The following is a 26,853-nucleotide window of genomic DNA, read 5'->3' as shown; positions in this document are numbered from 1 at the left end:
GGAAGGGTCCCTCGTGAAGACCAGACGAGCAATGAAGCTTGCGGTCGCCGTCCTGTGCGCCGCCGCGACGCTGAGCGCGTGCGGATCCGACGACTCGGCCGGCTCCGGCGACCTGACCCCGGTGCGGTTCGCGATGGCGTCCCCGAGCTGGAACGCCGGGTTCGCGGTGATGGCCGTCGTGGAGGCCGAGGGCTTCTACGAGGAGGAGGGGCTGAAGGTCACGACGAACCTGTTCCCGTCGGCCACCCAGGCCGCGCAGCAGGTCGCCGGCGGCGGGGCCGACCTCGGCCTGATGACGGTCGAGCCGGTGGCCATCGGGCACGACAAGGACCTCGACCTGGCCTACTTCGACTCCTACTGGCCGAAGTGGATCTACAGCCTGCAGGTGCCGGAGGGCTCGGACGTGAAGAGCATCGCCGACCTCAAGGGCAAGAAGATCGGCGTCACCGCGGTCGCGAGCTCCGGCGCGACGTTCGCGCGCACCGCGATGAAGCTCAACGGGATGAACGAGAAGGACGCCAGCCTGGTGCCGATCGGCGCCGGCGCCCAGCAGATCAACGCCATCAAGAGCGGCCAGGTCGACGCGCTGGCACTCTGGGACATCCAGTACCAGGCCGTCGAGAACGCCGGCGTGACGCTCACGCCGCTCCCGGTCGCGGAGACGGCGGACGCCTGGGGCGGCGGCTTCGCGACGACACGCACGAACATCGGGGCGAAGAAGGACGTCCTCGAACGGTTCGGTCGCGCGGTGGCGAAGGCCTTCGTCTTCGCCAGGGCCAACCCCGAGGCCGCGATCCGCGACCTGTGGAAGCTCCACCCGGAGACCCGCGGGTCCGACCCGGAGAAGAAGGCGCTGGCCGACGCGATCAAGGTGCTCCAGGTCCGCCTGGACGGACAGGGCTACGACGACAAGACCCTCGGTCACATCGACGAGGCCGCGTTCACCCGCTCACTCGACTTCCTGGCCTCGGCCGGACTGATCACGACGTTCCCGGCGAAGGACGTCTACACCGACGAGATGTTCACGGCGATCAACAACTTCTCCTACGAGGACGTCGAGAAGAAGGCCGCGAAATGAGCAGCGCGTTCGTCTACGCGTCGGTCCGGACCCCGTTCGGCCGGTTCAACGGAGCCCTGGCCGACACGCGGACCGACGACCTGGCCGCGATCGCGCTGGCGGGCCTGCTCGACCGGTCGCCGGACCTGGACCCGGGCCTGATCGGCGACGTGTTCTGGGGCAACGCCAACGGCGCCGGCGAGGACAACCGCAACGTCGGCCGGATGGCCGTGCTGCTGGCGGGCCTGCCCGTCTCGGTGACCGCCACCACGGTCAACCGGCTCTGCGGCTCGTCGCTCGACGCCGCCATGATGGCCGCACGCACGATCGAGACCGGCGACGCGCGGATCACGATCGCCGGCGGTGTCGAGTCGATGACGCGGGCGCCGTGGGTGCTGCCGAAGCCCTCCCGGCGGTTCCCGGCCGGCGACGTCACCGCGGTCTCCACGACGCTGGGCTGGCGTCTGGTGAACGAGCGGATGCCCGCCGACTGGACGGCCTCGCTGGGCGAGTGCAACGAGCAGCTGCGCGAGAAGTTCGCGATCTCCCGCGAGCGGCAGGACGAGTTCGGCGCCCGCTCGCACCGCCTCGCCGCCCAGGCGTGGGAGAAGGGCTTCTACGACGACCTCGTGGTGCCGGTCGCCGGTCTGGACCGGGACGAGAGCATCCGCGCGGATTCCTCGCCCGCGGCGCTGGCCGCGCTGAAGCCGGCGTTCCGGCCCGACGGGACGATCACCGCGGGCAACTGCTCCCCGCTGAACGACGGCGCGAGCGCGGTGCTGCTCGGCTCGGCCGACGCGGCCGCGCGCATCGGCCGGGACCCGCTCGCGCGGATCGCCGGCCGGGGCTGGTCGGCGCTGGAGCCGCGGCAGTTCGGCTACGCCCCGGTCCAGGCCGCCGACGACGCGCTCGCGCGGGCCGGCATCACCTGGGCCGACGTCGGCGCCGTCGAGCTGAACGAGGCGTTCGCGGTCCAGTCGATCGCCTGCGTCGACGCGTGGCTCGGACGCGGCCTGCGCGACGCCGAGGTCGTCAACGCCAAGGGCGGGGCGATCGCCATCGGACACCCACTGGGCGCCTCGGGCGGACGGATACTCGGCACCCTCGCGGCCCGCCTGGTGGAGTCCGGCGAACGGTGGGGCGTGGCCGCCATCTGCATCGGGGTGGGCCAGGGCCTGGCGATCGTGCTCGAGAACGTCGCATGACGCTGCTCTGTGCCTCGGCCGACGAGGCGGTCAGCGGCATCGCCGACGGCTCGACCGTGCTGGTCGGGGGCTTCGGCCCGGCCGGGATGCCGTTCGCGCTGATCGACGCGTTGATCCGGCAGGGCGCGCGGGACCTCACCGTCGTGTCGAACAACGCGGGCAACGCCGACACCGGGCTCGCGGCGCTGCTCGCGGCCGGGCAGGTGCGCAAGATCGTGTGCTCGTTCCCCCGGCAGACCGACTCGTGGGTCTTCGACGAGCTGTACCGCACCGGGAAGATCGAGCTCGAGGTCGCGCCCCAGGGCAACCTGGCCGAACGTCTGCGTGCCGCCGGCGCCGGGATCGGCGGGTTCTACACCCGCACCGGCGTCGGGACCCTCCTCGCCGAGGGAAAGGAGACCCGCGAGATCGACGGCCGGACGTACGTCCTCGAGTGGCCCATCGCCGCCGACGTCGCGCTCATCAGCGCCCACACCGCGGACACGCTCGGGAACCTCGTGTACCGCAAGACGGCACGCAACTTCGCGCCGGTCATGGCGACGGCCGCGACGACCACCGTCGTGCAGGTGGGTTCCGTCGTCGAGCCGGGAGCCTTGGACCCGGAGGCCGTGGTGACCCCGGGCATCTACGTCGACCGAATCGTGGCGTTATGAGTCCTCTCAGCCGGGACGAGATGGCCCGGGTCCTCGCGCGCGACATCCCGCGCGGTGCGTACGTCAACCTCGGCATCGGTGCGCCCACGACCGTCGGCGACCACCTGCCCCCGGAGTCGGGGGTCGTCCTCCACACCGAGAACGGGATGCTCGGCATGGGGCCGGCGGCGACGGGCGACACGATCGACCCCGACCTGATCAACGCCGGCAAGTTCCCGGTGACCGAACTACCCGGCGCCGCCTACTTCCACCACGCCGACTCGTTCGCGATGATGCGCGGCGGCCACCTCGACCTGTGCGTGCTCGGCGCCTACCAGGTCTCGGCGTCGGGTGACCTGGCCAACTGGCACACCGGCGAGCCCGACGCGATCCCCGCGGTCGGCGGCGCGATGGACCTGGCCGTGGGCGCCAAGCAGGTCTTCGTGCTGATGTCGCTGTTCACTCGGACCGGTTCGTCGAAGCTCGTTGGCGAATGCACCTGTCCGCTCACCGCGTTGCGATGCGTGGACCGGGTCTACACCGACTACGCCACGTTCGAGATCACCGGGGACGGCCCGGTCCTCGTCCGGGAGACGTGGGGGATCTCGTTCTCCGAGCTCCGCGCGCGTCTCGACGTCCCATTGGAGTGGTATGACGACTGAGTTCTACATCGGAGGGTCGTGGGTCGGTCCGGCCGTGCCGCGCACCCTGGGCGTCCTCGACCCGGCGACCGAGGAGACCGTCGCGACGATCAGCCTCGGGTCGGCCGCGGACGTCGACCGCGCGGTGGCCGCGGCGCGCGCCGCCTTCGTTCCGTACGCGCAGGTCAGCGTCGAACAGCGGCTTTCCTACCTCGAGCGGATCAGCGCCGGTTTCCGGGCCCGGCTGCCCGAGATCGCCCGGACGATGACCCGCGAGATGGGCTCGCCGATCACGTTCTCGACCGAGCGCCAGGCCACCGTCGCGCTGTTCCACTTCGACGAGGCGGCCCGCGTGCTCGCGGACTTCCGCTTCGAGGAGGAGATGGGAGCCGGCGTCGTGCGGCGCGAGCCGATCGGGGTCTGCGGCCTGATCACGCCGTGGAACTGGCCGCTCAACCAGGTCGCGTCGAAGGTGGCCCCGGCGCTGGCCACGGGATGCACCGTGGTGCTCAAACCGAGCGAGATCGCGCCGCTGTCCGCGATGGTGCTGGCCGAGGTCATCCACGACGCCGGGGTGCCGCCCGGCGTGTTCAACCTCGTCAACGGGGACGGCGCCGGAGTGGGTGAGGCCATCGCGGCGCACCCCGGCGTCGACATGGTCTCGCTCACCGGTTCGACCGCGGCCGGTGTCCGGGTGTCCCAGCTCGCGGCCGACACGGTGAAGCGCGTCGCGCTCGAGCTCGGGGGCAAGTCGGCGAACATCGTCCTGCCCGACGCCGACCTGGCGTCCGCCGTCGTCGCCGGGGTGCATTCGTGTTTCACCAACGCCGGCCAGAACTGCCAGTCGCCGACGCGGATGCTCGTGCACCGCTCGCAGCGCGACGAGGCGTACGCCGCGGCGCGACGGGCGGTCGAGCAGGTCCGTCTCGGGGACCCGCTCGACCCGTCGACCACGATGGGGCCGCTGGTGAGCCGGGCCCAGCGGGAGAAGGTCACCGCGCTCGTGCGGTCGGGGATCGACGAGGGCGCGACGCTCGTGGCCGGCGGCCCGGAGCACCCCGACGGACGTGGCTTCTACGTCCGCCCGACGGTGTTCGGCGACGTCACGCCGACGATGCGGATCGCGCGCGAGGAGATCTTCGGCCCGGTGCTCTCGATCCTGCTCTACGAGACCGAGGACGAGGCCGTCGAGATCGCGAACGACACGCCGTTCGGGCTGGCGGGCTTCGTGCAGTCCCGGGATCCCGGCCGGGCCCGCCGGATCGCCGACCGCCTCCGCGCCGGCCGGGTCTACTTCAACGGCGCCCCGTTCGACCGCAGCCTGCCGTTCGGCGGCTACAAGCAGTCGGGGAACGGACGCGAGTTCGGGCGGTTCGGTTTCGAGGAGTACCTCGAAGTGAAGGCGGTGATCGGATGGTGAACGACCGCGAGGATCTCTTCGACCTGGTGCGGCGGGAACGCTTCGCCCGCGACCAGCGCCTCTTCGACGTGATGCGCGACTGCTTCCACGACGACGCGTACGTGCGGACCACGTGGTACGACGGCTACGGCGGCGACGCCTACGTCGAGGCGACGAAGGCCTGGATGGCGCGGACGGGCAACAGCAAGCACTGGGTCTTCCCGGCCTACGCGCGCGTCGAGGGCGACCGGGCGACCGTCGAGAGCCCGGCGAAGATCTTCAACCGCACCACGGTGGAGGGCGTGGAGGTCGACTTCCACGCCTACTGCCGGTTCTTCTCCCGCGCGGTCCGCGAGGACGGGCGGTGGAAGCTGCTGAGCTTCGAAATCCTGTTGGAGCGCGACGAACTACGCCCGGTGTACGCGGGCGAGCCGCTCCCGGTGGACGCGGCCGCTCTCGCGGGCTTCCGCCCGTCCTACCGCTTCCTCACCTGGATCCAGTCGACCCGCGGGGTGACCGTCAGCCAGACCCTCCTCGGCGACGACCGCCCGACCGAACTGGCCGCCTTCCACCGCACCGAAACGACCTGGCTCACCGCCGCGGTCTAAGTCAATGAGGCGGTTCGAGCGCGGCCAGGAAATGGTCGAATGCCTGGTCGACCCGGGTGGTGTCGCCGGTGGCCTCGAGGTCGATCATCAGGCCACGCACGACCGCGAGCGCCAGGGTGCCGAGTTCCGGGCGCCCGATGCTACGCATGCCGTCCTCCATCGGCTGCAGCCAGTCGGTGGTGGCCTCGCGCCGGAATCCCGGCCAGAGCTGCTGCTCGTGGCCCTCGCGGAGCCGGCCGAACATGCTCAGGTAGGGGCGGCCCTCCGGCCCGGTCATCCCCTGCCAGGCTCGGCGCAACGTGTCGAGGTAGGGCTCGTCGGGCCGGGGTGAGATCAGCTCGCCGAAGAACTGCCGCTGGCGGTGCCGGGCGCGGACGAGGATCTCGCGCAGCAGGGCGTCGCGGGTGCGGAAGTGGTAAATGAGCATGCGGGTCGACGTGCCGGACGCCGCCGCGAGCGGCTCGAGGCGGGTCGGCAACCCGTGGGCGAGCGCATGGTCGACGCAGGCGTCGAGAATGCGCTCCCGGATCTGTGGTTGTTTGTGTCGGCCCACCGGCGAACCTTTTCCGGTACTCGTCGTTACGTCGTCACGACAGGTCGGCGATGAGGCCCGCGACGGTCTCCGGTTGCGACAGGAACGGGTGGTGGCCGGCGTCGATCTCGACCACCGTGTCGGCCCGGCGGGCGAACTCGCGCTGGGCGGCCGCCGGAGTGCCCCGGTCGTCCCGGCACAGCAGGTAGGTGGTGGGCCGGGTGGGCCAGGCCACCGCGCTGACGGGCTGCTGGGTCACGGCCAGGGTCTGCCGGACCAGGCGGGTCGCGCCGTCGTCGACGAGGTCCGGCGGGCAGTCCTGCATGAAGGTCTCGGCGAACCGGGAGGGCACCACGCCGAACGTGCCGCCCTCGGGGTCGAAGTCGAGGAACGGCGGTGGGGTGTCGGAGCCGAACGTCGAGAGTGACTCACCGGGCTCGGCCAGGTAGCTCGACACGAAGACCAGGTGGCGGACGTTGTCGAGGCCGACCGCGGCCTCGGCGGCGACGATCCCGCCGTAGCTGTGGCCCACGAGCACGGTCGGCTCGTCACCGCCGGCCAGGACGGCACGCACGGCGGCGACGTCCTCGCCGAGCCCCGGACCGTCCGGCCCGGGCGTGCGCTCGCCCTCGCCGCAGCTCGGCAGGGCCGGGGCGACGCTGGGAATGCCCCGGGTCCGCAGGGCGGCGGCCGTCCGGTGCCACCACCAGGATCCGTCACGCACGCACGCCCCGTGCACGAAGACCACACGCATGTCCTGCTCCTTTTCCGCCGGTCGGCACTGCGATCAACGCTAGACGTACCGCCAGTTACGCGAAAAAGGCGCGCGCACCGCGCTCGCGCGGCGGCCGGTCGTCGGGCCGTTCACCGGCCGGGCCGCGGCCGTAGACTGGGCGTCCGGAACCGGGCGAGGGGCGGCGGCGTGGACTACGGCGACAAGCTCTTCTGGCTCTCGGTGCTGATCCAGCGCCGCTACGCGCAGATCTGCGCCGAGTACGACCTCACCCCCATGCAGGCCACGCTGCTCTGCGCGATCAGGAACGAGCCGCGCCAGATGGCCTACCTGGCCGCCGCGCTCGGCATGACCAAGAACGCGCTGAGCCAGCTCGTCGACCGCACCGAGCGGCGCGAGCTGGTCAGCCGGGCGACCTCCGAGCACGACCGGCGGGTCGTTCTGCTCGGCGTGACGCCCGCCGGGAAGGTGCTGGCCGAGGCGGTGTTCGCCGAGACCAGCAAGCGTCTGCCCGACCTCGCCGAGAACCTCGACGCCGACGACCGGCGCGCCTTCGAACGCCTCGCCACCACCATCGTCGACGCGGCGGGCGTCCCGGCGTCCACCTCCTCCTGACCCGTCGCGCGGATCAGGCGTCGGGCGTGGATGACGGGACCGTCGCCGGTCGGGCCGCCGGCGGGGCGGCGAAGTCCGGCAACGTCACGCCGGACGTCTGCGGCAGCCGCACCGCGTCGACGGCGACCTGCGGCTTGCGCCCGGAGACGATCAGCACCTGGTAGGAGGTGACCTCGAGGTTACGCCCGGCGTACGGGATCAGCGCGGCCGGTGACCCCGGCCGGATGTGCCCGAGATGCCGGCCCCGCCCCGGGAGGACCGCACGCACCACGTACAGGCGCTCACCGGTGGCGGCGTGCCCGAACGGCTCGGCGTCGTCGGGGATCTCCCCGCCGGAGGCCGCGGCCCAGCGCCCGGCGTCGATCAGCACCTCGTAGTTGGCCACCTTGATCTCCGCGCCGCGGTAGCCGATGTTGGCCGCGCCGAACGCGGGCCGGACCTTGCCCGGGTAGAGGCCACCGTCGACGGTCGCCCGGCACACCCACAGCGGGGTCCCGTTCGCCTCGCGACCGTGCGCCGGGGCACCGGCCGGCACAGCACCGTGACGGGCGGCGACCCAGCGGTACGTGGACGAGTCGACGGCGTGCATCGAGGTGGCCGGCCCGTCAGTCCTCGTCGACGTGGTATGCGGTGTGGACCCGGGTGACGTCGTCGCCGTGGACGTTGTATTCGGTCAGCGACGGGACGAGGGCGGTGACCCGGGGTGGTTCGGCGAACGCGTTCCCGCCGACGTACAGGGCGGTCAGCGCCGTGAGCTCGGTGACGCGGCCGGGCAGCGCGGTCAGCTGGTTGCGGTACGCGTTGAGCTTCCGGAGCGAACGCAGCGCGCCGATCGTCCCGGGTAACGCGGTCAGGTTGTTGGCCTGCACGTACAGCTCGGTCAGCGACTCCAGGCGCCCGATCGTGTCGGGCAGCGACGTCAGCGCGTTCCGGCCGAGACCGAGCACGGTCAGTGCGGTCAGGTCGCCGATCTCGTCCGGCAACCGGGTGAGCCCGCAGCCGGGCAGGTAGAGGTGGGTGAGGCCGCGGAGGGCTCCGATCCCGGCGAGGTCGGTCAGCGGGTTGCCGTCCAGCCCGAGCGACCGCAGCGCGGGGAGCTTCGCCAGCACCGCGGGCACCGAGGTGAACCGGTTCTCCGGCAGCGTGAGGGTGCGGAGGGCGGCCAGGCCCGTCATCGTGTCCGGCAGCGTGTCGAGACGGTTCTGCCCGGCGTAGAGCTCCTGCAGCGCGGTCAGGTCGCCGATGCGCTCCGGCAGCGCGTCGAGCTGGTTCTCCATCAGGCCGAGCTCGGTGAGGGCGGTCAGCTCGCCGATGCTCTCCGGCACCGCGGTGAGCTGGTTGGAGCTGAGGTAGAGCGCGGTGAGGCGGGTGAGGCCACCGAGCGTCTCCGGGACGGTGGTCAGCCGGTTGCCGTTGAGCCCCAGCGCGGTCAGCGACGTCAGGTCACCGAACCGTTCCGGCAGCGACGTCAGCTGGTTGCGGGCCAGGTACAGCACCTCGAGCGCCCCGAGGTCACCGACGGCCGGCGGCAGCGTGGTCAGCCGGTTGTCGTCCAGGTCGAGGGTCCGCAGGCGGGTGAGCGCGCCGATGTCGTCGGGCAGCGTCGTGAGCTCGTTGTCGCACAGCACCAGCTCGGTGAGCCCGGTGAGGCCGAAGAGCGGGCCGGGCAGCTCGCGCAGACCGAGGTTCGACAGGTCGAGCCGGGTGTGGCCTTCCGCCGCGGCCCGGGCGATGCGCTCTTCCGCGCGTGCTGCCATTCGGACGACTCCGTTCGCGTTGTTCGGTTGCGGCGCACCCTATCGGCCGCGTCCAGGTACGCGATCACCGTCGCCGGCCCCCGGAGCTCAGGAACGGATCCGTAGGTCGACGACCATCTGCGCGGCCTCCTTCATGCCCGCCTCGGGAGGCTCGGATCCGGACCGGTCGATCCGCCGGTGGGTGCGCGCGATCGTGGTGACCTCGTCGTCGGACACCGGGAGCGCCTTGCGTGCGCGCAGCGCCAGCGCGGTGGGTTGCCACGCGGCCGTCCACCGTGCGCGTCCGTCGTCGTCCATCGACTCCCAGCCGTGACCGGCCTCGGCCGACGAGGCCCGGGCCAGCCGCTCGGCCAGCGCGTTCACCTCGCCGCCGCGCCGGCGACTCACCGCAGCACCTTCGGCATGAACATGGAGAAGACGGTCTCACAGCCCGACGACCGGTTGGCGGGGCTCCGCCGGTGCCTCGGAAGAGGCGCCGGTCGCCGTTCGCGGGGATCCGCCGGGGTGCGCGGCGAAGCGGCGGTCCGGGCGGGTGCCGTCGAGCGCGAGGTCGGCCAGCACGCGTCCGAGCGCGGGCAGGAACTTGAACCCGTGCCCGGAGAACCCGGTGGCCACGACCACGGGGCCGACCCGGTCCAGCACGAAGTCCGCGTCGGGCGTGGTGGTGTACGTGCAGCTGATCGGCGTGAACGTGTCCGGGTCGACGCCCGGCACCCAGGTGCGTGCGTACTCGCGCAGCGCGGCCAGCTGCGCGGGCTCTGGGGCGTAGTCGCGGTGGTCGGGGTCGACCTCCGGCCCGACGCCGTGGAAGCCGACCTTGATGCCCTCGCCGGGTGTCGCCAGCCCGTAGGTCCCGCCGTACGCGCCCCCGACGCGGTGCCCGAAGCTGGGCCAGGTGTCCTCGGGCAGGCGGGCCCGGAAGTGCGCGGGCTGCTCCTGCGTCACGCGCAGCGGTGGCAGCGGCACGAGTGCCCCGACCAGCGCGTTCGCCCAGGCGTTGACGGCCGCGACGACCCGGCGGGCCCGGTAGCTCCCGGTGTCGGTGTGCACGAGGACGGTGTCGTCGCCGAGCACCTCGATCGACGTCACCGGGGTTTCGTGCCGGACGAGCGCCCCGGCGGACGCGGCGGCCGACTGCAACGCGCGGACCGACCGGTCGGCGTGCAGACGCCCGCTGTCCGGGTGGAACAGGGCCCGGGTGTCGAACCGGATCCCCGGCCAGCGTTCGGCGGCCTCGTCCGGCGTCAGCCAGGAGTGCGGCACGCCGGCGGCGCCCAGGCCCGCGGCGAGGACGTCCAGCTGCGGGTCGTCGCCGTGATCGACGCCGCCGGTGACCGTCAGCAACGCCGTGCCGGTGGTGTTCTCCAGCTCCCGCCAGAGTTCCCTGGCCTCCCGCGCGAGGTCGATGTACACCCGGTCGGGATAGGACAGCCGGAAGATCCGCGAGGCCCCGTGCGAGGCTCCCCGGGTGTGGCCGGCCGCGAACTGTTCGAGCAGCACCACGCTCCGGCCCCGGCGGGCCAGCTGCCAGGCCGCGGCCGAACCCACGCCACCACCGCCCACCACGACGACGTCCACGTCGGACCGGCTCATCCCAGGTGCTCCCGCGCGACGACGGTGACGATCCGTCCGTCGGTGACGACCGCCACCGGGCCCGGGCCGGGCGCGACCCGGCTGACCGGTTCGCCGGACCCCACCGTGGGCAGGGGCGGTCGGATCCACGCGGTGATCGGCGCGTCGCCGGGCTCTCCGGCCAGCGCGTCCGCGGTGAGCGACCCGACGACGTCCCCGAGCGACCAGCTCGTCGCGTCGGTGGCGCGGGGGAGCACCACCAGCGCGGGGCCGTCTCCCAGCGCGGCCCTCGCCTCGCCGACGGTCGCGGTGGACGGCACGGCCGTCGGCGCGGCCGGGCTCCGGAGTGCGTCCGCGACGCGCGGGCCCTCGGGGGACTCGAGGAAGCCGGTGCGGAGCAGCCAGTCGTCGTCGAAGTACTTCGACAGGTAGGCGCGCCCGGAGTCCGGCGCCAGCACCACGACCAGGTCGTCGGGGCCGAGCTCCCGCGCGATCCGCAGCGCCGCGGCCACCGCGGTGCCGGAGGACCCGCCGACCAGCAGACCCTCCTCGCGTGCCAGCGCGCGTACGGTCCCGATCGACTCCCGGTCGCCGATCCGCTCGATCCGGTCGAGCACGTCGCGGTGGTACGACAGCGGCCAGTTGTCCTCGACCGTCTGCGGATGCAGGTAGTGCCCGACGCTCTCGACGAAGTACGGGCTGCCGTCGCCGCCGCCGTAGACCGATGTCGCCGGGTCCGCGCCGACGATCCGCACCCCACCGGCCTTCTTCAGGTACGCACCGGTGCCGCTGACCGTGCCGCCGGTGCCGATCCCCGCGACGAAGTGCGTGACCCGCCCGCCGGTCTGCTCCCAGATCTCCGGCCCGGTCGTGTCGAAGTGCGCGGCCGGGTTCGCCGGGTTGTCGTACTGGTCGGCGAGCCACCCGCCGGGCGTCTCCCGGGCCAGGCGCGCGGCCAGCTGACTGACGTGCCGCGGGTCGTCCCGGGGAACCGCCGAGGTGGTGACGACGACCTCGGCGCCGTACGCGCGCAGCGCCGCGAGCTTCTCCGGGCTCGACTTGTCCGGGACGACGACGATGGCACGGTAACCGCGGTGCGCGGCGATGAGCGTCAGCCCGACGCCGGTGTTCCCGGACGTGCCCTCGACGATGACGCCCCCGGGCCGCAACGAACCGTCCCGCTCGGCGGCGAGCACCATCCCGAGCGCCGCCCTGTCCTTCACGCTCGACCCCGGGTTGAGGAACTCGGCCTTGAGATACACCGGCGTGGTGAGCCCGGCGGTGATCCGCCGGAGCCGGATCAACGGCGTGCCGCCGATCGCGTCCAGCACCGACTCGAAGGTGTGCGTCACGCCCCCGACCGTATAACCCTCATTGCACATCGGGAAGATAGATTTCAGGCTCCGGGTCCAGGATCGCCACTCGCTCCCAGCGCCGATTCGCGGAATCGACGTAGGACAGGCTGATCCGGATTTCGTAGTCGGATTCCGGTCCTCCGCAGCCGATGTTCATGACCTCGTAGAGCCCCGGCTGTCCGGGCACCGAGTCGAACCGCACGTTCTTCGTTTCGCCGGGCGCGAGGAAGTGGAGGTGACGTGTCCGATCGGAACCGGGGATACGGACGGCGATGTCACGGACCAGCAGGGTGCTGTGGTTCGACACGCTGACCGTGACGGAGATGCAGTCGAGTGTTCCGTTCACATCGAGTTCGGTAGTCACGAAGCGGCCGATGATCTGGCCGGCTTGGCGGGACTCCTCCTCGGCCCGTCGTTCGCGTGCCACTCTGCGCGCCTGTCGATCGGGAGCCGGTGTGAGCTTCTCTTCGATGAGACCGGCGAGCTCCACCGCGGTCGTCGTACGCGCGTCCACGAAGGCTGTGGTAGCGAGCAGGCCGGGGATCTCGGTGTCGTCCATCCGCACGGGGAGTATGTAGTCCTCACCGGTCGAGAACGCGCGGGCCTGCGCTATTCGTCGTTCGTGGTTGGGCCAGGCCTGACGGGCGTAGGCCTCGGACGCGAAGAGAACGCAGTACTCGGACCGGAAACCGTAGATTTCCGCGAGCCGATCATGAAGGTTGCGTCCCCACAGTTCGATCCTTTCGTGCTCGTCGTAGAAGACCCGGACGCCGGCGTCCAGCAGACGCCCGGCGACCTCACGCACATAGGCCCGGTCTTCTCCCGCAAACGAAAGGCACACATCGTAGGTGGTCAGGGGCAACGCCATGACCGGATCCTAGGCGTCAGGGATCCATTCGCCTCCCGGGTCGGCGCCAGGCACAGTCGACGCTAGATCAGGCGGCGTCGGACGCGCCAGACCACGACGCCGAGCAAGGCCGCCGCGGCGGCGGCGAACAACGTCGCCTCGATCAATTGGAACGTCCAGAACCGGTCGGCCGGGTGGTAGACCGCGAACTGCTGGATGCCCCGCGCGTGCAGGAACTGGTTCACGTTGGTGCCCGCCTCGTTGGCGGCGGCCTCCAGATCGGCGTACTCGGCCGAGCTCAGCCGCCGCCCGGTGGCGTCGGCGTAGCCGTGTTCGATCGTCCAGTCCGCGGACCCGGCCCCGGCCGGCGCCGTCGCGCCGGCGGTGGGGACCGGCTCCGTGGTGGTGAGCGGCGTGGCGTAGGCGGGGCGGGCCAGCAGCGCCACCGGCATCCGGGCGGCGAGGAAGGCCCCGAACGCAACGCCGAACGCGGGCAGGCTGCGCCGCAGGAGCGCCCCGGCGGTGGTCGCGACGGCGAACGCGAACAGCGCGTAGGCCACCGGAACGAACCCTTCCAGGTCGAAGGCGTCGTACTGGAACCGCCCCTCCCACGCGTCGAACGGCTGCCGGAACCAGGTGAGCACCGCAGTGAACGCCCCGGTGAGCACGACCGTCACCCCGGCCAGCGCCGCGAGCTTGGCCGCCAGCCAGCGCATCCGCGGCACGGCCTGCGTCCAGGCGAGCTGCCAGGTGCCCTCCTCCAGCTCGCGCGCGAGCAGCGGCGCGCCGAGGAACGCACCGATGACGACGGGCACCAGGTAGAAGGCCGCCAGGAGGTTCTCCAGGTACCCGTACTCCTCGTCGAGCCGGCGGAACGAGGCCGCGCAGGCGTCGTCGAGACCGGCGCACCGGGCGGTGCCGCCGGGGAACAGGTCGTGCGCCTGCGTCCCGAGCACGAGCAGGGCGACGCCGAACAGGCCGACGAGCAGCCCCAGGACGCCGACCTCGGCGCGGTGCTGACGCCAGAGCAACCACGTCACGGCGTCACCGCGGCGCCCGGACGGCGCAGGTAGGCCAGCACCAGGTCCTCCAGCGCGACCGGCTGGGCCCGCCACCCGGGTGCGGCCGGGAGCCCGCCGTCGCGGACCAGCAGGGTCGTGTGCCGATCACTGTGGACGGCCTCCACCACGGTGCCGGCCCGGTCGAGGTCGGCGGCCGTGCGCGGGCCGACGAGCAGCCGGTGCTCGGCGAGCAGGGCGTCGATGTCGCCGGTGAGCGTCACCCGGCCCCGGTCGAGCACGACCAGGTGGTCGCAGACGCGTTCCAGCTCGTGCACGTCGTGGGAGGAGAACAGCACGGTCACCCCGCCCTCGGCCACCGCGCCCATCAGGACCTGCAGGAACTCACGCCGGGCCAGCGGGTCGAGGCTGGCCACCGGCTCGTCGAGCACGAGCAGGTCCGGGCGTTTCGCCAGGGCCAGCGCCAACGCGACCTGGGCCTGCTGCCCGCCGGAGAGCGCACCGGCCCTGCGGTCGAGCGGGATGCCCAGCGTCGCCAGCCGACGCTCGGCCAGCCCCTGGTCGAACCGCAGGTTGCAGGCCCGGCCGAAGCGGAGCATGTCGCCGACGGTGAAGCGCTTGTAGAGCGGGTGGTCCTGCGCCAGGAACCCGACCCGGGACAGGGTGCGCGGAGTACTGGCGGTGACGTCGGAACCGAGCACCTCCACCGAGCCGGCGCTCGGCGCCAGCAGCCCGACGGCCAGGCGCAGCAGCGTGGTCTTGCCCGCGCCGTTCGGCCCGACCAGGGCGATCACGCCGCCCGCCGGGAGCGCGAGCGTGCAGTCGCGCAACGCCCAGCCCTTCCGGTACCGCTTGCCCACCCCGTCGGTGCGCAGCGCGAACCCGGTCGCCGTCACGCCACGCCCTCGTTCTTCGTCTCCTGGTGCACGGACGTCAGGAGCGCGTCGACCGCCTGCTCGTCGAGGCCGGCCGCGTAGGCGCGGCGCAGCCAGGTCGCCAGCCCGCGACGCAGCGACGTGTACGTCGAGGCGGGGATCACCGGCGCCGGCCGGTCGTTGACGAACGTGCCCTGGCCGGGCCGGCCGGTGACCAGGTTCTCCTGCTCCAGCTGCCGGTAGGCCTTGGCGACGGTGTTCGGGTTGATCGCCAGGTCTTCGACCACCTCGCGGATGAGCGGGAGGCGGTCACCGGGCCGGAGGAAGCCCAGCAGCACCGCCTGGCGGACCTGCTGGACCAGTTGCCGGTACGGCGGCACACCGGAGTGGGTGTCGAGCCGGAAGTGGAACACGGAGCCCCCTTACTGCTTTACTAGGAAACTAGTAAAGCACGCCGGGGCGAGAGGCGTGGGGAGTGTCAGGACTGTGCCACCGCGCTGTTGAGATGGCAGAACACTGACACCCGTTCACACCGGTTTTTGCCGGTATTCGCGCGGGGACCGAGGCGCCAGCTACAGAGCTGGAACAGTGCAGAAATGTCAGAGCAATGACGCGCCGTCAATCTGCTCTCACTGCCGGCGTCACGCCCCCGGCCCCCACGATCGGAGTTCTCACCTATGTCCATCACCAAGCGGCTGCGCGCGCTTGTGGCAACGGGTGCCATCGGGATGTCCATGGTCCTCGTGCTCGCCGGCTGCGGCTCGCGAGCCGGCGACGACACGGCGGCCCAGGGGTCGGCCCCCGCGGCCAGCTGCGTCGACGCCTCCGGGGCCACCATCAAGCTCGGGTTCCTCAACTCCCTCACCGGTGGCATGGCGATCTCCGAGAAGACCGTCTCCAACGTGCTGCACATGGCTGCCGACGAGATCAACGCCGGCGGCGGCATCCTCGGCAAGAAGATCGAGTACGTCCAGGAGGACGGCGCCACCGACTGGCCCACGTTCGCGGAGAAGACCGAGAAGCTGCTCACCCAGGACTGCGTCGCCGCGATCTTCGGCGGCTGGACGTCGTCCTCGCGCAAGGCCGTCAAGCCGGTCGTCGAGAAGAACAACGGCCTCTTCTTCTACCCGGTGCAGTACGAGGGCCTCGAGTCGTCGAAGAACATCTACTACACCGGCGCGACCACCAACCAGCAGATCATCCCGGCGATGGACTTCCTCAAGTCCCGCGGGGTGAAGACGCTGTTCCTCGCGGGTAGCGACTACGTCTTCCCGCGCACCGCGAACGCGATCATCAAGCTGTACGCGAAGAAGCTCGGCATCCAGATCGTCGGCGAGGAGTACGTGCCGCTCGACAAGGACGACTGGACCAGCCAGGTGGCGAAGATCGTCAAGGCCAAGCCCGACTTCATCTTCAACACGATCAACGGCTCGTCGAACGTCGGCTTCGTCAAGGCCTACTACGACGCCGGTCTCAAGGCCGCGACGACGCCGATCATCTCGGTGTCGATCGCCGAGGAAGAGGCACCGGCGATGGGCCACGAGGTCACCGGGCACTACGCGTCCTGGAACTACTTCCAGTCACTGAAGACGCCGACGAACCCGAAGTTCATCAAGGACTGGAAGGCCTACCCCAACTCCAGCGGCGTCACCTCCGACCCGATGGAAGCCGCGTACATCTCGCTGTACCTGTACAAGGCCCTGGTCGAGAAGGCCGGCTCGTTCGACGTCGACGCGGTGAACGACGCCGCGAAGAAGAACACGATCACGTTCGACGCCCCGGAGGGCACCGTCACGCTCGACGGCGACAACCACCACATCTCCAAGCCCGGTCACATCGGACAGATCAACGCCCAGAACCAGTTCACGGTCGTCTGGGCCTCGGACAAGTTCATCGAGCCCGACCCGTACCTCGAGGGCTACGACTGGTTCCCGGAGAACATCCGCAAGCAGCTCGCGGACGCGGCGGGCTGATCACCGGACCACCGGAGGGGGTGCGTGTCGCCCGGCGGCACGCACCCTCACCCCTCGAACAGAGAGAGAGCACGTGGACGCCCTGATCACACCGCTGCTGAACGGCAGTGCACAAGGTGCGCTGCTCCTGCTCGCCGCACTGGGCCTCTCGCTCACCTTCGGTCAGATGGGCGTGATCAACATGGCCCACGGCGAGTTCCTCATGATCGGCGCCTTCACCGCCTACCTGGTCCAGCAGGTCATCTCCTCCAGCGACCTGTCGATCCCGGTCGCGCTGCCGGTCGCGTTCGTCGTGGCCGGGCTGTTCGGCCTCCTGCTGGAGGTCACGATCATCCAGTGGATGTACCGCAGGCCGCTGGACACCTTGCTCGTCACGGTCGGGGTCAGCCTGATCCTGCAGCAGGCGGCGCTGCAGATCTTCCCGTCCCAGGGCGTGCCGGTGGAGAAGCCCGGCTGGCTCGACGGGCAGCTGGGCGTCCTCGGCTACGACTGGCCGCTGCGGCAGGTGTTCACGATCGTGCTCGCGACCGTCTGCGTCGCCGCACTGGCGGCCTGGCTCAAGTACACCTCGTTCGGCCGACGCATCCGGGCGACCGTGCAGAACCGGGACCTCGCCGAGACCTCGGGCATCTCCACCCGCACCGTCGACCGGCTGACGTTCTTCGCCGGGTCCGGCCTGGCCGGGATCGCCGGCGTGGCCGCGTCGCTCATCGGCGGCACGAACTCGCAGATGGGCACCCAGTACATCATCCCGGCCTTCCTCGTCGTCGCCGCCGGTGGCATCGGCCAGCTCAAGGGCACGATCATCGCCGCGTGGGCGGTGGGCGTCGCCCTCGCGTACTTCGCCGACTGGACGACCGGCAGCTTGGCGCAGGTGCTCGCCCTCATCCTCGTGATCGTCTTCCTGCAGGTGCGCCCGCAGGGCCTGTTCACGGTGCGAACCAGGAGCTTGGTATGACCAAATGGTTCTCCCTCGCCGGTATCGGGGTGTTCGCGGTCCTGCTCCTCGTGGTCGCCCCGCTCGTGCTCACCGACCACTGGCTCAACAACCTCGGCAAGTACTGCTGCTGGGCCATCGCCGCCGTCGGCATCGGGCTGGCCTGGGGCCGGGGCGGGATGCTCGTGATGGGACAGGGGGTGTTCTTCGCCCTCGGCGCCTACTCGATGGCCATGCACCTCACGCTGGAGACCGCCGGTGACCGGGTGCCGGGGTTCATGGTGCTCTACGACCCGCTCGCGCCGCTCCCGGTGTTCTGGGAGCCGTTCCGCAGCGCGGTCTTCACGCTGCTGGCGATCGTGGTGCTCCCGGTGGTGCTGGCCGGCCTCCTCGGGTACGCGCTGTTCAAGCGGGGCGTGAAGGGCGCGTACTTCGCGATCCTGACCCAGGCGCTCGCCGTCGCGCTGGCCACGCTGATCAGCTCGACGATCCGCGAGACCGGCGGCGACACCGGGCTCAGCGACTTCAAGTACTTCTTCGGCTACGTGCTCAACGACCCGGCGAACAAGGTCATGGTGTACCTCATCGCGGCCGCGCTCCTGATCGTGTGCCTGCTCGCGGTGCGGCAGCTCTACCGCAGCCGCTTCGGTGAGCTCCTGGTCGCCACCCGGGACGCCGAGGAACGGGTCCGCTTCCTCGGCTACGACCCGGGCAACGTCAAACTCGTCGCGTTCGTCGTCTCCGCGTTGATGGCCAGCCTGGGCGGCGCGATGTTCGTGCCCATCGTCGGCATCATCACGCCGGCCGAGATCGGTGCCGCCGCCTCGATCGTCATGATCGCGGGCGTCGCCCTCGGTGGTCGCGCGTCGCTGTTCGGGCCCGCGCTCGGCGCGATGGCGGTCGGCTGGGGGCAGTCGAGCCTCGGTTCGACCTGGCCCGACGGCTGGCCGTACCTCCTCGGCCTGCTGTTCGTCGTCGTCATCCTCTTCCTGCCGAAGGGCCTGTCGTCGCTGCGGGTCCGGCGTCGCCGGCCGGTCGAGGCGCCCACCCCCGCTGCCGTCGAGCTGGAAGAGGTGAGGTCATGAGCCTCGTCGTCACGGACCTGCGTGTCGAGTTCTCGGGGTTCGTCGCGGTCGGCGGCGTCTCGTTCGACGCCCACCCCGGCGAGGTCCGGTTCCTGATCGGACCGAACGGTGCCGGCAAGACGACCTGCATCGACGCCGTCACCGGGCTGACCAGGGCCACCGGGTCGGCGCGGCTCGGCGACACCGAGCTGCTCGGCCGGCCGGTGCACAAGATCGTCCGCCTCGGCGTGGGCCGCACGTTCCAGACCGCGAGCGTGTTCGACGAGCTCTCGGTGCTGCAGAACCTCGACATCGCCGCCGGACGCCACCGCCGCTCGGCCTCGCTGCTGCGGGCCCGGCGCGGCGTCGACGCGTCGATCGAGCGGGCGCTGGAGGAGACCGGGCTCACCGGCGAGCTCGCCCGGCCGGCCGGCATCCTGTCGCACGGACAGAAGCAGTGGCTGGAGATCGCGATGCTGCTCGTGCAGGACGCACAGGTGTTGTTGCTCGACGAGCCCGTCGCCGGCATGAGCCAGGACGAGCGCACCGCGACCGGCGAGCTCCTGCAGCGCGTCGCGGCGAACCACATCGTGCTCGTCGTCGAGCACGACATGGACTTCATGCGCCGCTACGCCACCCGCGTGACCGTGCTGCACCAGGGCACGGTGCTCTCGGAGGGCACGGTGGCCGAGGTCCAGGCCGACCCGAAGGTGCAGGAGGTCTACCTCGGCACCGCCGGAGCCGCCACCACCGCCGCCATGTCGGTGGTGCCCAACCGCGAGGAGGACTGACGTGCTCGAGCTCACCGACGTCGAAGCCGGCTACGGGCGCACGCGGGTGCTGCACGGCGTGACGGTGCCGACCGGCAAGGTCGTGGCCGTGCTCGGCCACAACGGCGCCGGCAAGACGACGCTGCTGCGCCTGGCGATCGGCCTCATCAAGCCCTCGCACGGCCGGGTGCTCTTCGACGGCGAGGACGTCACGTCGCTCGCCCCCAACCAGCGCATCGCGCGCGGCATGGCCTACGTACCGCAGGGGCAGCAGGCCTTCGGTCAGCTCACGACGCTCGAGAACCTGCAGCTCGTCGCCGACGGGCGCCGGGGCGGCAAGGCCCTCGTCGACGCGCAGCTGGCGCGTTTCCCCGCGCTGGAGCAGTTCGCCGCCCGCAAGGCCGGGCTGCTCTCGGGCGGGCAGCGCCAGCAGCTCGCGATCGCCCGCGCCCTCATCACGTCGCCGAAGCTGCTCATCCTCGACGAACCGACCGAGGGAATCCAGCCCACGATCGTCGCCGAGATCGAGCAGACGATCATCCAGCTGGCCGCCGAGGGCATGCACGTGCTCCTCGTCGAGCAGCACATCGGGTTCGCGCTCGAGGCCGCCGAACGGTACGTCGTGCTCGCCTCGGGGCGCGTCACCCAGACCGGTGACGGTGGTGCGGCGGCCACGTCCACCGTACGGGCCGCGATGGCGATCTGACCTGCGCGCAACGCGGCCGTAACAGCGGGCCGGGAGGATGCCCCCGAGGGGGCGCCATTGTGTCGACGGACAACGCGCGCGCGGCCGCGGAGGACAGCCTCGAGGACTACGCCTTCCGCTACGTTCCGCGCACCTTCCGGCGCTGGAGCGCGGCCTCGGTCGGCGCCACCGCCCTGGGGTCGATCGCGTTCCTCGCCGACTTCTCGATCGGCGCGAGCATCGGCATCGACCACGGCACCGCCAACGCCGTGCTCGGCATCCTGTTCGCGTCGGTCGTCATCGTCGTCGTCGGGGTGCCGGTCGCCTACTACGCCGCGCGCTACAACCTCGACCTCGACCTCATCGCCCGTGGCTCGGGGTTCGGTTACTACGGCTCGATCCTCACCACGATGATCTTCGCCGGTTTCACCTGCATCTTCTTCGCGCTGGAGGGCGCCATCATGGCGCAGGGGCTGCAGGTGGCGACCGGGATGCCGCTGTGGCTCGGGTATCTGCTCTCCACCGTCGTCGTGATCCCGATCGTCATCTACGGCATGCGTGCGCTGGAGCGCCTGCAGTTCTGGACCACGCCGCTGTGGCTGGCCCTCGCGCTGCTGCCGCTGCTGTGGATCCTCGTCTCCGACCCCGAGGCGGTGCGCGCCTTCACGTCGTTCACCGGCAACTCCGACGGCTCGGTCCGGTTCGGTGCCGTGGTGTCGAGCGCGGCCGTGTGCTTCGCGCTCACCCCGCAGCTGGCCGAGCAGATCGACTACCTCCGCGCGATGCCGCCGCGCACGGCGTCGAACCGGCGCTCGTGGTGGACGTCGTTCGCGTTCGCCGGCCCGGGCTGGGTGGTGTTCAGCGGCACCAAGCAGGTGATCGGGGTGTTCCTCGCGGTCTACCTCCTGGTGAAGGTCGAGCCCACGCTCGGGCACCGCGCGACCGAACCGGTCAAGCAGTTCGTCGTGATGTACCAGACCCTGGTGCCCGACTGGCTCGCGATCGTGCTCGCGCTGATGCTCATCGTCGTGGCGCAGGTGAAGATCAACGTGACGAACGCCTACTCGGGGTCGCTGGCCTGGTCGAACGTGTTCACCCGGCTGGCGAAGCACTACCCGGGTCGCACGATCTTCGTCCTGTTCAACCTGGTGATCGCCTACGCGCTGATGATGCTCGACGTCTTCACGCTCATCTCGTTCGTGCTGAGCCTCTACGCGAACGTCGTCATGGCGTGGCTCGTGACGATCGCCGCCGACATCGCCGTCAACAAGTGGGTGCTGCGCATCTCGCCGCGCTTCCCCGAGTTCCGCCGGGGCATGCTGCACGACTGGAACCCCGTCGGGCTGGTGTCGGTGGGGCTCGCCTCCGGGCTGTCGCTGCTCGCGTTCGCCGGGGTGCTCGGCGCGGACGTCAAGCCGTTCTCGGTGCTCATCGCGATCGGCGTCGCGCTCGTCACCACGCCGGCCATGGCCCTCGCCACGCGGGGCCGCTACTACCTGCGCCGCCGCTCCGACGGCATCGACTCGCCCCGGTTCGACGCCGACGGCAACCCCTCGGGTGAGCGGCTGCGCTGCCACGTCACCGGCTACACGTTCGAGCGGCCGGATATGCTGGCCTCGGCCGAGAGGGGGCCGCACGGCGAGGTGCAGTACGTGTCGTCGCTGGCGCTCACGCTCGACGATTCCGATCGGTACGTGCTCCCGCCCGAGGCCGCCGAGCCCCCGCGCTGGGCGGCCGCCCGGCAGAGGGAGGCGTGATGGAGGAGCCGGTCGACACCGCGACCGCGATTCTCGCGAGCGCCGCGGTCCTGCTGCGTGAGCGGACGTTCGACGACATCTCCTACCGCGCGCTCGCCGACGAGGTCGGCATCTCCGAGCGCACGATCTACCGCCAGTACCCCACCCGCGCGCACCTGCTCGCCGCGCTCTCGAACTGGATCGAGCAGACCTACTTCCCGCTGCCGCCGTTCGTGACCGTGCCCGAGTTCTGCTCCGCGGTGCACGAGCGCTTCCGCGCATTCGACGCGTCGCCCGCGTACGCGTACGTCGGCGCGCGGGCGTCCGCGATCTCACCGACGCTCGACGCCGCCGGCCCGGCCTACCTCACGCGGGCGATCGAGGCGCTGCTCGACGTGGCGGCGCCGACGCTCAACCGGCGCGACCGGCGCCGGGTCGCGGCGTCCCTGCGCTACTTCTCGTCGGCGATGTTCTGGGCGCGGTTGCGCACCGGCTTCGACTTGGACGCGGCCGAGATCTGCGACGCGTTCGATCGCGCCGTGGGCACCGTGCTGGGGAGGCTGCCCGACGCGACGTGGGCGAAGCAGTGACCACGCTGAGCGGCACGCAGACCGCGATCCTCTCCGCGTACGCCGAGCTGATCGAGGAACTCGGCAGCGACGACGTGTCGTTCCGGGTCATCGCGCGCCGCGCCGGCATCGCCCAGCGCACGGTGTTCCGCAACTATCCGACGCGCGTCGACCTGCTGCTGGCGACCGCGGCGTGGATCGAGGCGACCCTGTTCGCCCGCGAGGAGCTGGACTCGATCTTCGACATCCCCCTCGCGATCCGCGACGCGATGCAGCGGTACGACGCCCGGCCGGAGCTCGCGCACGTCGTCGCCGAGACCGCGATGCGCGGCGTGAGCGGCGCGGCGCCCGCACCCGGCCGGGCACAGCTCGAACGGCTGCTGGACGCCGAGGTGCCCTCCCTCGACGCGGCCCAGCGCCGTGCGGTCGTCGCGGCGCTGGCCCACCTCGACTCCGTCGGCACCTGGGTGACGTTCCGCCGCGAGTTCGGCATGGACCGGCGCGACATCGCCGACGCCGCCGCGTGGGCCGCGGAAGCGGTGCTCGACACCATCCGCGACCGCGTCAGCCCGTGACCGGATCGGCCACCCGCCGGCTCGACGCTTTTCCCGGGGAACACCGACATACTGTTGTCGCGTGGGCCTCGGAGGGTGGGGGCATGACCGAGAGCACGAACCCCACGACCAGTTCCACCGCACGGCGCTCGCTCGACCTGTGGCTGACGATGTGGAACACCGACGGCACCCTCGCCCGGCAGATCTGCGCCGACGACTTCCGGATCCACTTCGCGGTGACCGAACGTGACGGATCGACCCCGGCGGACGACATCCGCACCGCGGACGACTTCGCCGGGTACCTCGACTGGTGGCACGAGCAGAACCCCGGCGTCGTCTTCACCCGGATCGACGACGCCATCGACGGAGACCACGGGCGGCTGCTCTGGGACGTGGACGCGGACGGCCACCGCGCGGGCGGCGTCGACGTGTTCGACTTCGACCAGGACGGGCGGGTGCGACGGGTCTGGTCCGTCGGCGGGCAGCGGAGCATGCGCAGCTGACGAAGGACACCCGGTTGCCTCTGCGAGACTCGAGGCATGAAGCGAGCCGAGCGGCAGTACGCCCTGGTCGACCTGCTCCGCGGAGCGCGCCGGCCCTGGTCCGCCGCTCGGCTCGCCGACGAGTTCGGGGTGTCCTCGCGAACCATCGAACGCGACATCGGCGCGCTCCAGTCGGCCGGCGTCCCCATCTACGCCGACCACGGGGCAGCGGGCGGCTACTCGATCCTGCGGGAGTACTCGTTGCCGCCGCTGAACCTGTCGGCCACCGAGTCGCTGGCGGTGCTCGCCGGGCTCGCGCTCCTCGATTCCTCGCCGTACCAGGGAGCCGCCCGCCGGGCCCGCGCCAAGATCGCGGCGGTGATGGGGGAGGAGCATCGCGCGCCCGTGCAGGAGCTGCTCGGCCTGATGAAAGTCATCGACGCCGTCGCCGCCACGGACGACGTGGTGCCGCTCGGGATGCTCGCGGACGTGATCGCCGCGCGGCGCGTGGTGCGGCTCACCTACCTGGGGGAAGGCCCGGACGGCGGCCCGGACCGCGCCACCACGACCGTGCGCGACGTCGAGACGATGGGCCTTCTCCGCGCCGGCGACGCGTGGCTGCTGACCGGGTGGTGCCGGCTCCGCAACGCGATCCGCGGTTTCCGCATCGAGCGGATCACCCGGCTCGAGATCCTTCGTGAGGTGCCGCCCCGGCGTGACCCGGCGCTGATCGAGGCGGACCTCGCGCGGTGGCCGACGCGAAGCCTCGCGTGATTTCACGTCGGCCGACGCGAAGCCTCGCGTGATTTCACGTCGGCCAACGTGGAGCCTCGCCTGATTTCGCGTCGGCCAACGTGGAGGCTCGCCTGATTTCGCGTCAGCCGCCGGGAGGGCCGGGGCGGCTCAACCGGCGGCGCTCGGTAGCGGCCCCGGCGATTCCGGCCCGGGGGATTCCGGCCCGGGCCGCATCGGCACGGCGTTCCGCGGACGGAGCACCCGGGGGTTCAGCGGGCGCGCCCGCCGGACCAGCAGCCCCGCGAGGGCGGCCCCGACCGCCGTCGCCAGCACCGCGCTGCCGGGCACCAGCGAGATCCCGTCGGCCGGGTAGCTCGTGCCGTTCCAGCGGAACAGCGCCTCGGCCGGCCCGTACACACCGCCGTACACGAACGCGGCGTAGAGCACCGGCGTGAGGAACGTCAGCGCGGTCCACCGCACCACCGACGCCGACCGGGGACTGCCCTCGCGATGCAGCAGCATCCACGCGATGACCACCAGGTACAGGATCACGAACAGCAGCGGGGCGCTCGCCATCGGGTCGTCGAGGACGTGGTGAAGGACACCGAAGCCGACGCTCAGCGCCGCCGGTACCAGGGCGAGCAGCGCGGTGCCGAGGCCGGACGCCCGACCGCGGGCGGTCCGCGCCGCGACCACCGCGGACACCCCGAACCCGAGCATCACCGCGGTGGTGAGGATCGGCAGCCCGAGCGGCAGGAACGGATGGTTCACCAACGGCGTGCCCTGCGCCCCGAGCAGCGGCCAGGACAGCGCGGCGATCACGGCCACGGCGGTGAGCCGTTGCCGGACGACCGCGTGGGGGTACGGCGGCCCGGCGATCTTCCACGCCGACAGCGCGACGACCCCGCCCACCACCAGCGCCAGCACGAACGCGGGGAGCCCTTCCCGGCCGAGCCGCTCGCCCAGCCCGTCCGCGCCGAGCAGCGCGACGACCAGGACACCGGTGGCCGCGACCGCGCGCGGACGGTCGGCGGCGGCGAGGAACAGGCACACCGCGGCCAGCAGGATCGACGCCCAGCGCAGCTCGGCGACCCAGAGATAGATCTCGCCGTCGCCGCCCGGCATGGGCGCCACCGCGGCCGTGCGCGGCATCGCCGGGGTGAGGACCGTGAGCGTGTAGGCCCAGGCCACGACCGCGAGCGCCAGCCCGGCGAGCCCGGTGGTGGCGGCCGGCCGGCCGCTCCGGATCGGTGCCTGCGTCTTCTCCGGCACCGGGGCCGGGGCCCGCCGGCTCCTGGTCAGCCCGAAGCTCAGCACCAGCAGCGAGAACGTCGTCAGCTCGACCAGGGTGCCGGACACGTGCACCAGTTGGTACATGCGGTCGTCCGCGTTGGGCGGCATCGGCGCGGCGAACGTCACCTGTCCCGGCAGCACCCCGACGAGATACCGGAGCGCGGCGGCCGGCCCGACGGCCGTCGTGAGGACCAGCGGCACGGCGACGGCCGCGGCCGCGAGCACGACGGCCACCGCGGTACCCGGCACGGCGTAGGCCAGCGCCCGACGCCCCGGCTCGGCCGCGGCCCGGCGCGTCACCCAGATCATCAGCGGTGCCCACACCAGCACCGTCACGACCGGAACCCAGGCCGGAACGGTCGCCGCGAGACCCGCGAGCACGATCAACGCCGACGCCGGCCCGACCGCGTAGGCCCGGTTGACCGGCGTCGACATCCGCCGGGCCAGCCACCAGCCGGCCAGCACCGCGAACCCGAACGGCACCACGTAGGCGACCGGCGCCCACCGGTCGGACGCGGCCAGATCGAGCCCGGACGCCGTCGTGATCCGGCTGAACAGCACGTTCGACAGGTTGCGCACGAGGGTGGTCGCCAGCGCGGCGAGGAGGAGCGCCGCGAACGGGCTCAGCGCGCCCGCCCGCCCGGGAACGTGTTCGCGCCACCCGTGCGGCACGCCGTTCTCGTCCGGAACCGGCGGTGAGAACGCGAGGCTGGCGACGAACGTCAGCCGGCGTAACCAGGCCGCCGGGCCGTCGATCGCCCCCATCTCGCCCCGCCACTCCCGCTCCATGTCGTCGCGGAGGTCGGCCGGCCACCGCTGGGCGGCCCGGCGCAGCAGCCAGTTCATGTCGTCCTCGGATTCGGCCGGACGGCGGCACCGGAACCACCGAGCTGCTGGCGCAGCGCGGCCAGCTCGACGCGCGCCGTCGTCAGACCCTCCGGAGTGAGCCGGTAGTACCGCCGCGCGGGGCGCCCGGCCGCGGCCGGATCGACGTCCTCCCAGGTGGCGGTGACCCACCCGGCTTTCTGGAGCCGGACCAGGATCGGGTAGAGGGTGCCGCTGGGTTGGCCGGTGGCGCGCATCAGGTCCAGCCCGTAGCGCTCGGCGTCGGGGTCGTCGAGAAATGCGGCCAGCACCCGGGCCATGCCGGTCGTCAACCGGGGCGGTGAGTCCATGGGCGGGATCCTACATAGGGGTACTGACGCTTT

Annotated in this window: 30 protein-coding genes; 17 read left to right on the top strand and 13 right to left on the bottom strand. The window is 71.7% G+C overall.

The window, feature by feature from the left end; genetic code table 11:
• The first annotated feature begins 31 nt into the window (after positions 1-31).
• The 6 genes from ABD437_RS14630 to ABD437_RS14605 are packed head-to-tail and all read left to right on the top strand — an operon-like array spanning position 32 to position 5,542.
• The gene (locus tag ABD437_RS14630) at positions 32-1,078 is read left to right on the top strand and encodes an ABC transporter substrate-binding protein (RefSeq protein WP_344649357.1); all 1,047 of its coding nucleotides are present in this window, start codon (positions 32-34) and stop codon (positions 1,076-1,078) included.
• Complete coding sequence (locus tag ABD437_RS14625) at positions 1,075-2,262, top strand: thiolase family protein (protein ID WP_344649356.1); 1,188 nt, start codon at positions 1,075-1,077, stop codon at positions 2,260-2,262. Before ABD437_RS14630 ends, ABD437_RS14625 begins: the two co-directional genes overlap by 4 nt.
• Entirely contained in the window at positions 2,259-2,915 is a 657-nt protein-coding gene (locus ABD437_RS14620) for a 3-oxoacid CoA-transferase subunit A (protein ID WP_344649355.1), read from the top strand. The genes ABD437_RS14625 and ABD437_RS14620 overlap by 4 nt, the downstream gene beginning before the upstream one ends.
• Positions 2,912-3,556, top strand: coding sequence for a 3-oxoacid CoA-transferase subunit B (locus ABD437_RS14615; RefSeq protein WP_344649354.1), 645 nt, complete (start codon positions 2,912-2,914; stop codon positions 3,554-3,556). Before ABD437_RS14620 ends, ABD437_RS14615 begins: the two co-directional genes overlap by 4 nt.
• Positions 3,546-4,955 (top strand): aldehyde dehydrogenase family protein, encoded by a 1,410-nt coding sequence (locus ABD437_RS14610; RefSeq protein ID WP_344649353.1) that lies wholly within the window; start codon positions 3,546-3,548, stop codon positions 4,953-4,955. The genes ABD437_RS14615 and ABD437_RS14610 overlap by 11 nt, the downstream gene beginning before the upstream one ends.
• The gene (locus tag ABD437_RS14605) at positions 4,949-5,542 is read left to right on the top strand and encodes a nuclear transport factor 2 family protein (RefSeq protein ID WP_344649352.1); all 594 of its coding nucleotides are present in this window, start codon (positions 4,949-4,951) and stop codon (positions 5,540-5,542) included. Before ABD437_RS14610 ends, ABD437_RS14605 begins: the two co-directional genes overlap by 7 nt.
• A 1-nt stretch (position 5,543) precedes the next feature.
• Here ABD437_RS14605 and ABD437_RS14600 read toward each other — a convergent pair whose 3' ends face one another.
• Positions 5,544-6,095, bottom strand: a complete 552-nt coding sequence (locus tag ABD437_RS14600) for a TetR/AcrR family transcriptional regulator (protein WP_344649351.1) — start codon at positions 6,093-6,095, stop codon at positions 5,544-5,546.
• Positions 6,096-6,129: 34 nt separating this feature from the next.
• Positions 6,130-6,828, bottom strand: coding sequence for an alpha/beta fold hydrolase (locus tag ABD437_RS14595; RefSeq protein ID WP_344649350.1), 699 nt, complete (start codon positions 6,826-6,828; stop codon positions 6,130-6,132).
• 168 nt (positions 6,829-6,996) lie between these two features.
• Between ABD437_RS14595 and ABD437_RS14590 the strand changes: the two genes are divergently transcribed.
• Positions 6,997-7,422 (top strand): MarR family winged helix-turn-helix transcriptional regulator, encoded by a 426-nt coding sequence (locus ABD437_RS14590; protein WP_344649349.1) that lies wholly within the window; start codon positions 6,997-6,999, stop codon positions 7,420-7,422.
• 13 nt (positions 7,423-7,435) lie between these two features.
• Here the strand turns inward: ABD437_RS14590 and ABD437_RS14585 are convergent, their stop codons facing one another.
• The 9 genes from ABD437_RS14585 to ABD437_RS14545 form a co-directional block, all read right to left on the bottom strand.
• Positions 7,436-8,011 (bottom strand): DM9 repeat-containing protein, encoded by a 576-nt coding sequence (locus ABD437_RS14585; RefSeq protein ID WP_344649348.1) that lies wholly within the window; start codon positions 8,009-8,011, stop codon positions 7,436-7,438.
• Positions 8,012-8,027: 16 nt separating this feature from the next.
• The gene (locus ABD437_RS14580; RefSeq protein ID WP_344649347.1) at positions 8,028-9,179 is read right to left on the bottom strand and encodes a leucine-rich repeat domain-containing protein; all 1,152 of its coding nucleotides are present in this window, start codon (positions 9,177-9,179) and stop codon (positions 8,028-8,030) included.
• A gap of 87 nt (positions 9,180-9,266) precedes the next feature.
• A complete protein-coding gene (locus tag ABD437_RS14575; protein WP_344649346.1) occupies positions 9,267-9,566 on the bottom strand; it encodes a hypothetical protein in 300 nt (99 codons plus the stop codon).
• A 36-nt stretch (positions 9,567-9,602) separates the two neighbouring features.
• Positions 9,603-10,772 (bottom strand): FAD-dependent oxidoreductase, encoded by a 1,170-nt coding sequence (locus ABD437_RS14570; protein WP_344649345.1) that lies wholly within the window; start codon positions 10,770-10,772, stop codon positions 9,603-9,605.
• Positions 10,769-12,133 (bottom strand): PLP-dependent cysteine synthase family protein, encoded by a 1,365-nt coding sequence (locus tag ABD437_RS14565; protein WP_425558152.1) that lies wholly within the window; start codon positions 12,131-12,133, stop codon positions 10,769-10,771. Before ABD437_RS14565 ends, ABD437_RS14570 begins: the two co-directional genes overlap by 4 nt.
• Complete coding sequence (locus ABD437_RS14560; RefSeq protein WP_344649343.1) at positions 12,123-12,974, bottom strand: toll/interleukin-1 receptor domain-containing protein; 852 nt, start codon at positions 12,972-12,974, stop codon at positions 12,123-12,125. Before ABD437_RS14560 ends, ABD437_RS14565 begins: the two co-directional genes overlap by 11 nt.
• 62 nt (positions 12,975-13,036) lie before the next feature.
• Positions 13,037-13,993 (bottom strand): ABC transporter permease subunit, encoded by a 957-nt coding sequence (locus ABD437_RS14555; protein ID WP_344649342.1) that lies wholly within the window; start codon positions 13,991-13,993, stop codon positions 13,037-13,039.
• Positions 13,990-14,868 (bottom strand): ABC transporter ATP-binding protein, encoded by an 879-nt coding sequence (locus tag ABD437_RS14550; RefSeq protein WP_344649341.1) that lies wholly within the window; start codon positions 14,866-14,868, stop codon positions 13,990-13,992. The genes ABD437_RS14555 and ABD437_RS14550 overlap by 4 nt, the downstream gene beginning before the upstream one ends.
• On the bottom strand, positions 14,865-15,260 hold the full coding sequence (locus ABD437_RS14545; protein ID WP_344649340.1) for a GntR family transcriptional regulator: 396 nt from the start codon (positions 15,258-15,260) through the stop codon (positions 14,865-14,867). Before ABD437_RS14545 ends, ABD437_RS14550 begins: the two co-directional genes overlap by 4 nt.
• A gap of 315 nt (positions 15,261-15,575) precedes the next feature.
• On the opposite strand from ABD437_RS14545, the gene urtA reads away from it, so the two are divergent.
• The 10 genes from urtA to ABD437_RS14495 all read left to right on the top strand — a co-directional run bounded on the left by urtA (position 15,576) and on the right by ABD437_RS14495 (position 24,391).
• Positions 15,576-16,820 carry an urea ABC transporter substrate-binding protein gene (gene urtA, locus ABD437_RS14540; protein ID WP_425558151.1) on the top strand — a complete coding sequence of 415 codons (1,245 nt, stop codon included), beginning with the start codon at positions 15,576-15,578 and terminating at the stop codon, positions 16,818-16,820.
• Positions 16,821-16,893: 73 nt separating this feature from the next.
• Positions 16,894-17,778 carry an urea ABC transporter permease subunit UrtB gene (gene urtB / locus ABD437_RS14535; protein WP_344649338.1) on the top strand — a complete coding sequence of 295 codons (885 nt, stop codon included), beginning with the start codon at positions 16,894-16,896 and terminating at the stop codon, positions 17,776-17,778.
• Positions 17,775-18,842, top strand: coding sequence for an urea ABC transporter permease subunit UrtC (urtC, locus tag ABD437_RS14530; RefSeq protein WP_344649337.1), 1,068 nt, complete (start codon positions 17,775-17,777; stop codon positions 18,840-18,842). The genes urtB and urtC overlap by 4 nt, the downstream gene beginning before the upstream one ends.
• On the top strand, positions 18,839-19,612 hold the full coding sequence (gene urtD / locus ABD437_RS14525) for an urea ABC transporter ATP-binding protein UrtD (RefSeq protein WP_344649336.1): 774 nt from the start codon (positions 18,839-18,841) through the stop codon (positions 19,610-19,612). Before urtC ends, urtD begins: the two co-directional genes overlap by 4 nt.
• Before the next feature lies 1 nt (position 19,613).
• Positions 19,614-20,297, top strand: a complete 684-nt coding sequence (locus ABD437_RS14520) for an ATP-binding cassette domain-containing protein (protein ID WP_344649335.1) — start codon at positions 19,614-19,616, stop codon at positions 20,295-20,297.
• 59 nt (positions 20,298-20,356) lie between these two features.
• Positions 20,357-22,033, top strand: a complete 1,677-nt coding sequence (locus ABD437_RS14515) for a purine-cytosine permease family protein (protein ID WP_344649334.1) — start codon at positions 20,357-20,359, stop codon at positions 22,031-22,033.
• The gene (locus ABD437_RS14510; RefSeq protein WP_344649333.1) at positions 22,033-22,602 is read left to right on the top strand and encodes a TetR/AcrR family transcriptional regulator; all 570 of its coding nucleotides are present in this window, start codon (positions 22,033-22,035) and stop codon (positions 22,600-22,602) included. The genes ABD437_RS14515 and ABD437_RS14510 overlap by 1 nt, the downstream gene beginning before the upstream one ends.
• Positions 22,587-23,156: a TetR/AcrR family transcriptional regulator gene (locus ABD437_RS14505; RefSeq protein WP_344649332.1), complete on the top strand. Its 570-nt coding sequence runs from the start codon at positions 22,587-22,589 to the stop codon at positions 23,154-23,156. The genes ABD437_RS14510 and ABD437_RS14505 overlap by 16 nt, the downstream gene beginning before the upstream one ends.
• Before the next feature lie 83 nt (positions 23,157-23,239).
• Positions 23,240-23,638: a nuclear transport factor 2 family protein gene (locus ABD437_RS14500; protein WP_344649331.1), complete on the top strand. Its 399-nt coding sequence runs from the start codon at positions 23,240-23,242 to the stop codon at positions 23,636-23,638.
• A 36-nt stretch (positions 23,639-23,674) separates the two neighbouring features.
• Entirely contained in the window at positions 23,675-24,391 is a 717-nt protein-coding gene (locus ABD437_RS14495; protein ID WP_344649330.1) for a helix-turn-helix transcriptional regulator, read from the top strand.
• 129 nt (positions 24,392-24,520) lie between these two features.
• On the opposite strand, the gene ABD437_RS14490 is transcribed toward ABD437_RS14495, so the two are convergent.
• Together ABD437_RS14490 and ABD437_RS14485 are read right to left on the bottom strand one after the other, a co-directional pair.
• A complete protein-coding gene (locus ABD437_RS14490) occupies positions 24,521-26,491 on the bottom strand; it encodes a hypothetical protein (RefSeq protein ID WP_344649329.1) in 1,971 nt (656 codons plus the stop codon).
• Entirely contained in the window at positions 26,488-26,820 is a 333-nt protein-coding gene (locus ABD437_RS14485; protein ID WP_344649328.1) for a PadR family transcriptional regulator, read from the bottom strand. Before ABD437_RS14485 ends, ABD437_RS14490 begins: the two co-directional genes overlap by 4 nt.
• Positions 26,821-26,853: the final 33 nt, after the last annotated feature.

Origin of the sequence: Cryptosporangium japonicum (genome assembly GCF_039524755.1) — a bacterium.
Taxonomy (GTDB): Bacteria; Actinomycetota; Actinomycetes; order Mycobacteriales; family Cryptosporangiaceae; genus Cryptosporangium; species Cryptosporangium japonicum.
Note: the sequence above shows the minus strand (reverse complement) of the source record. Positions and strands in the feature narration are given on the sequence as shown.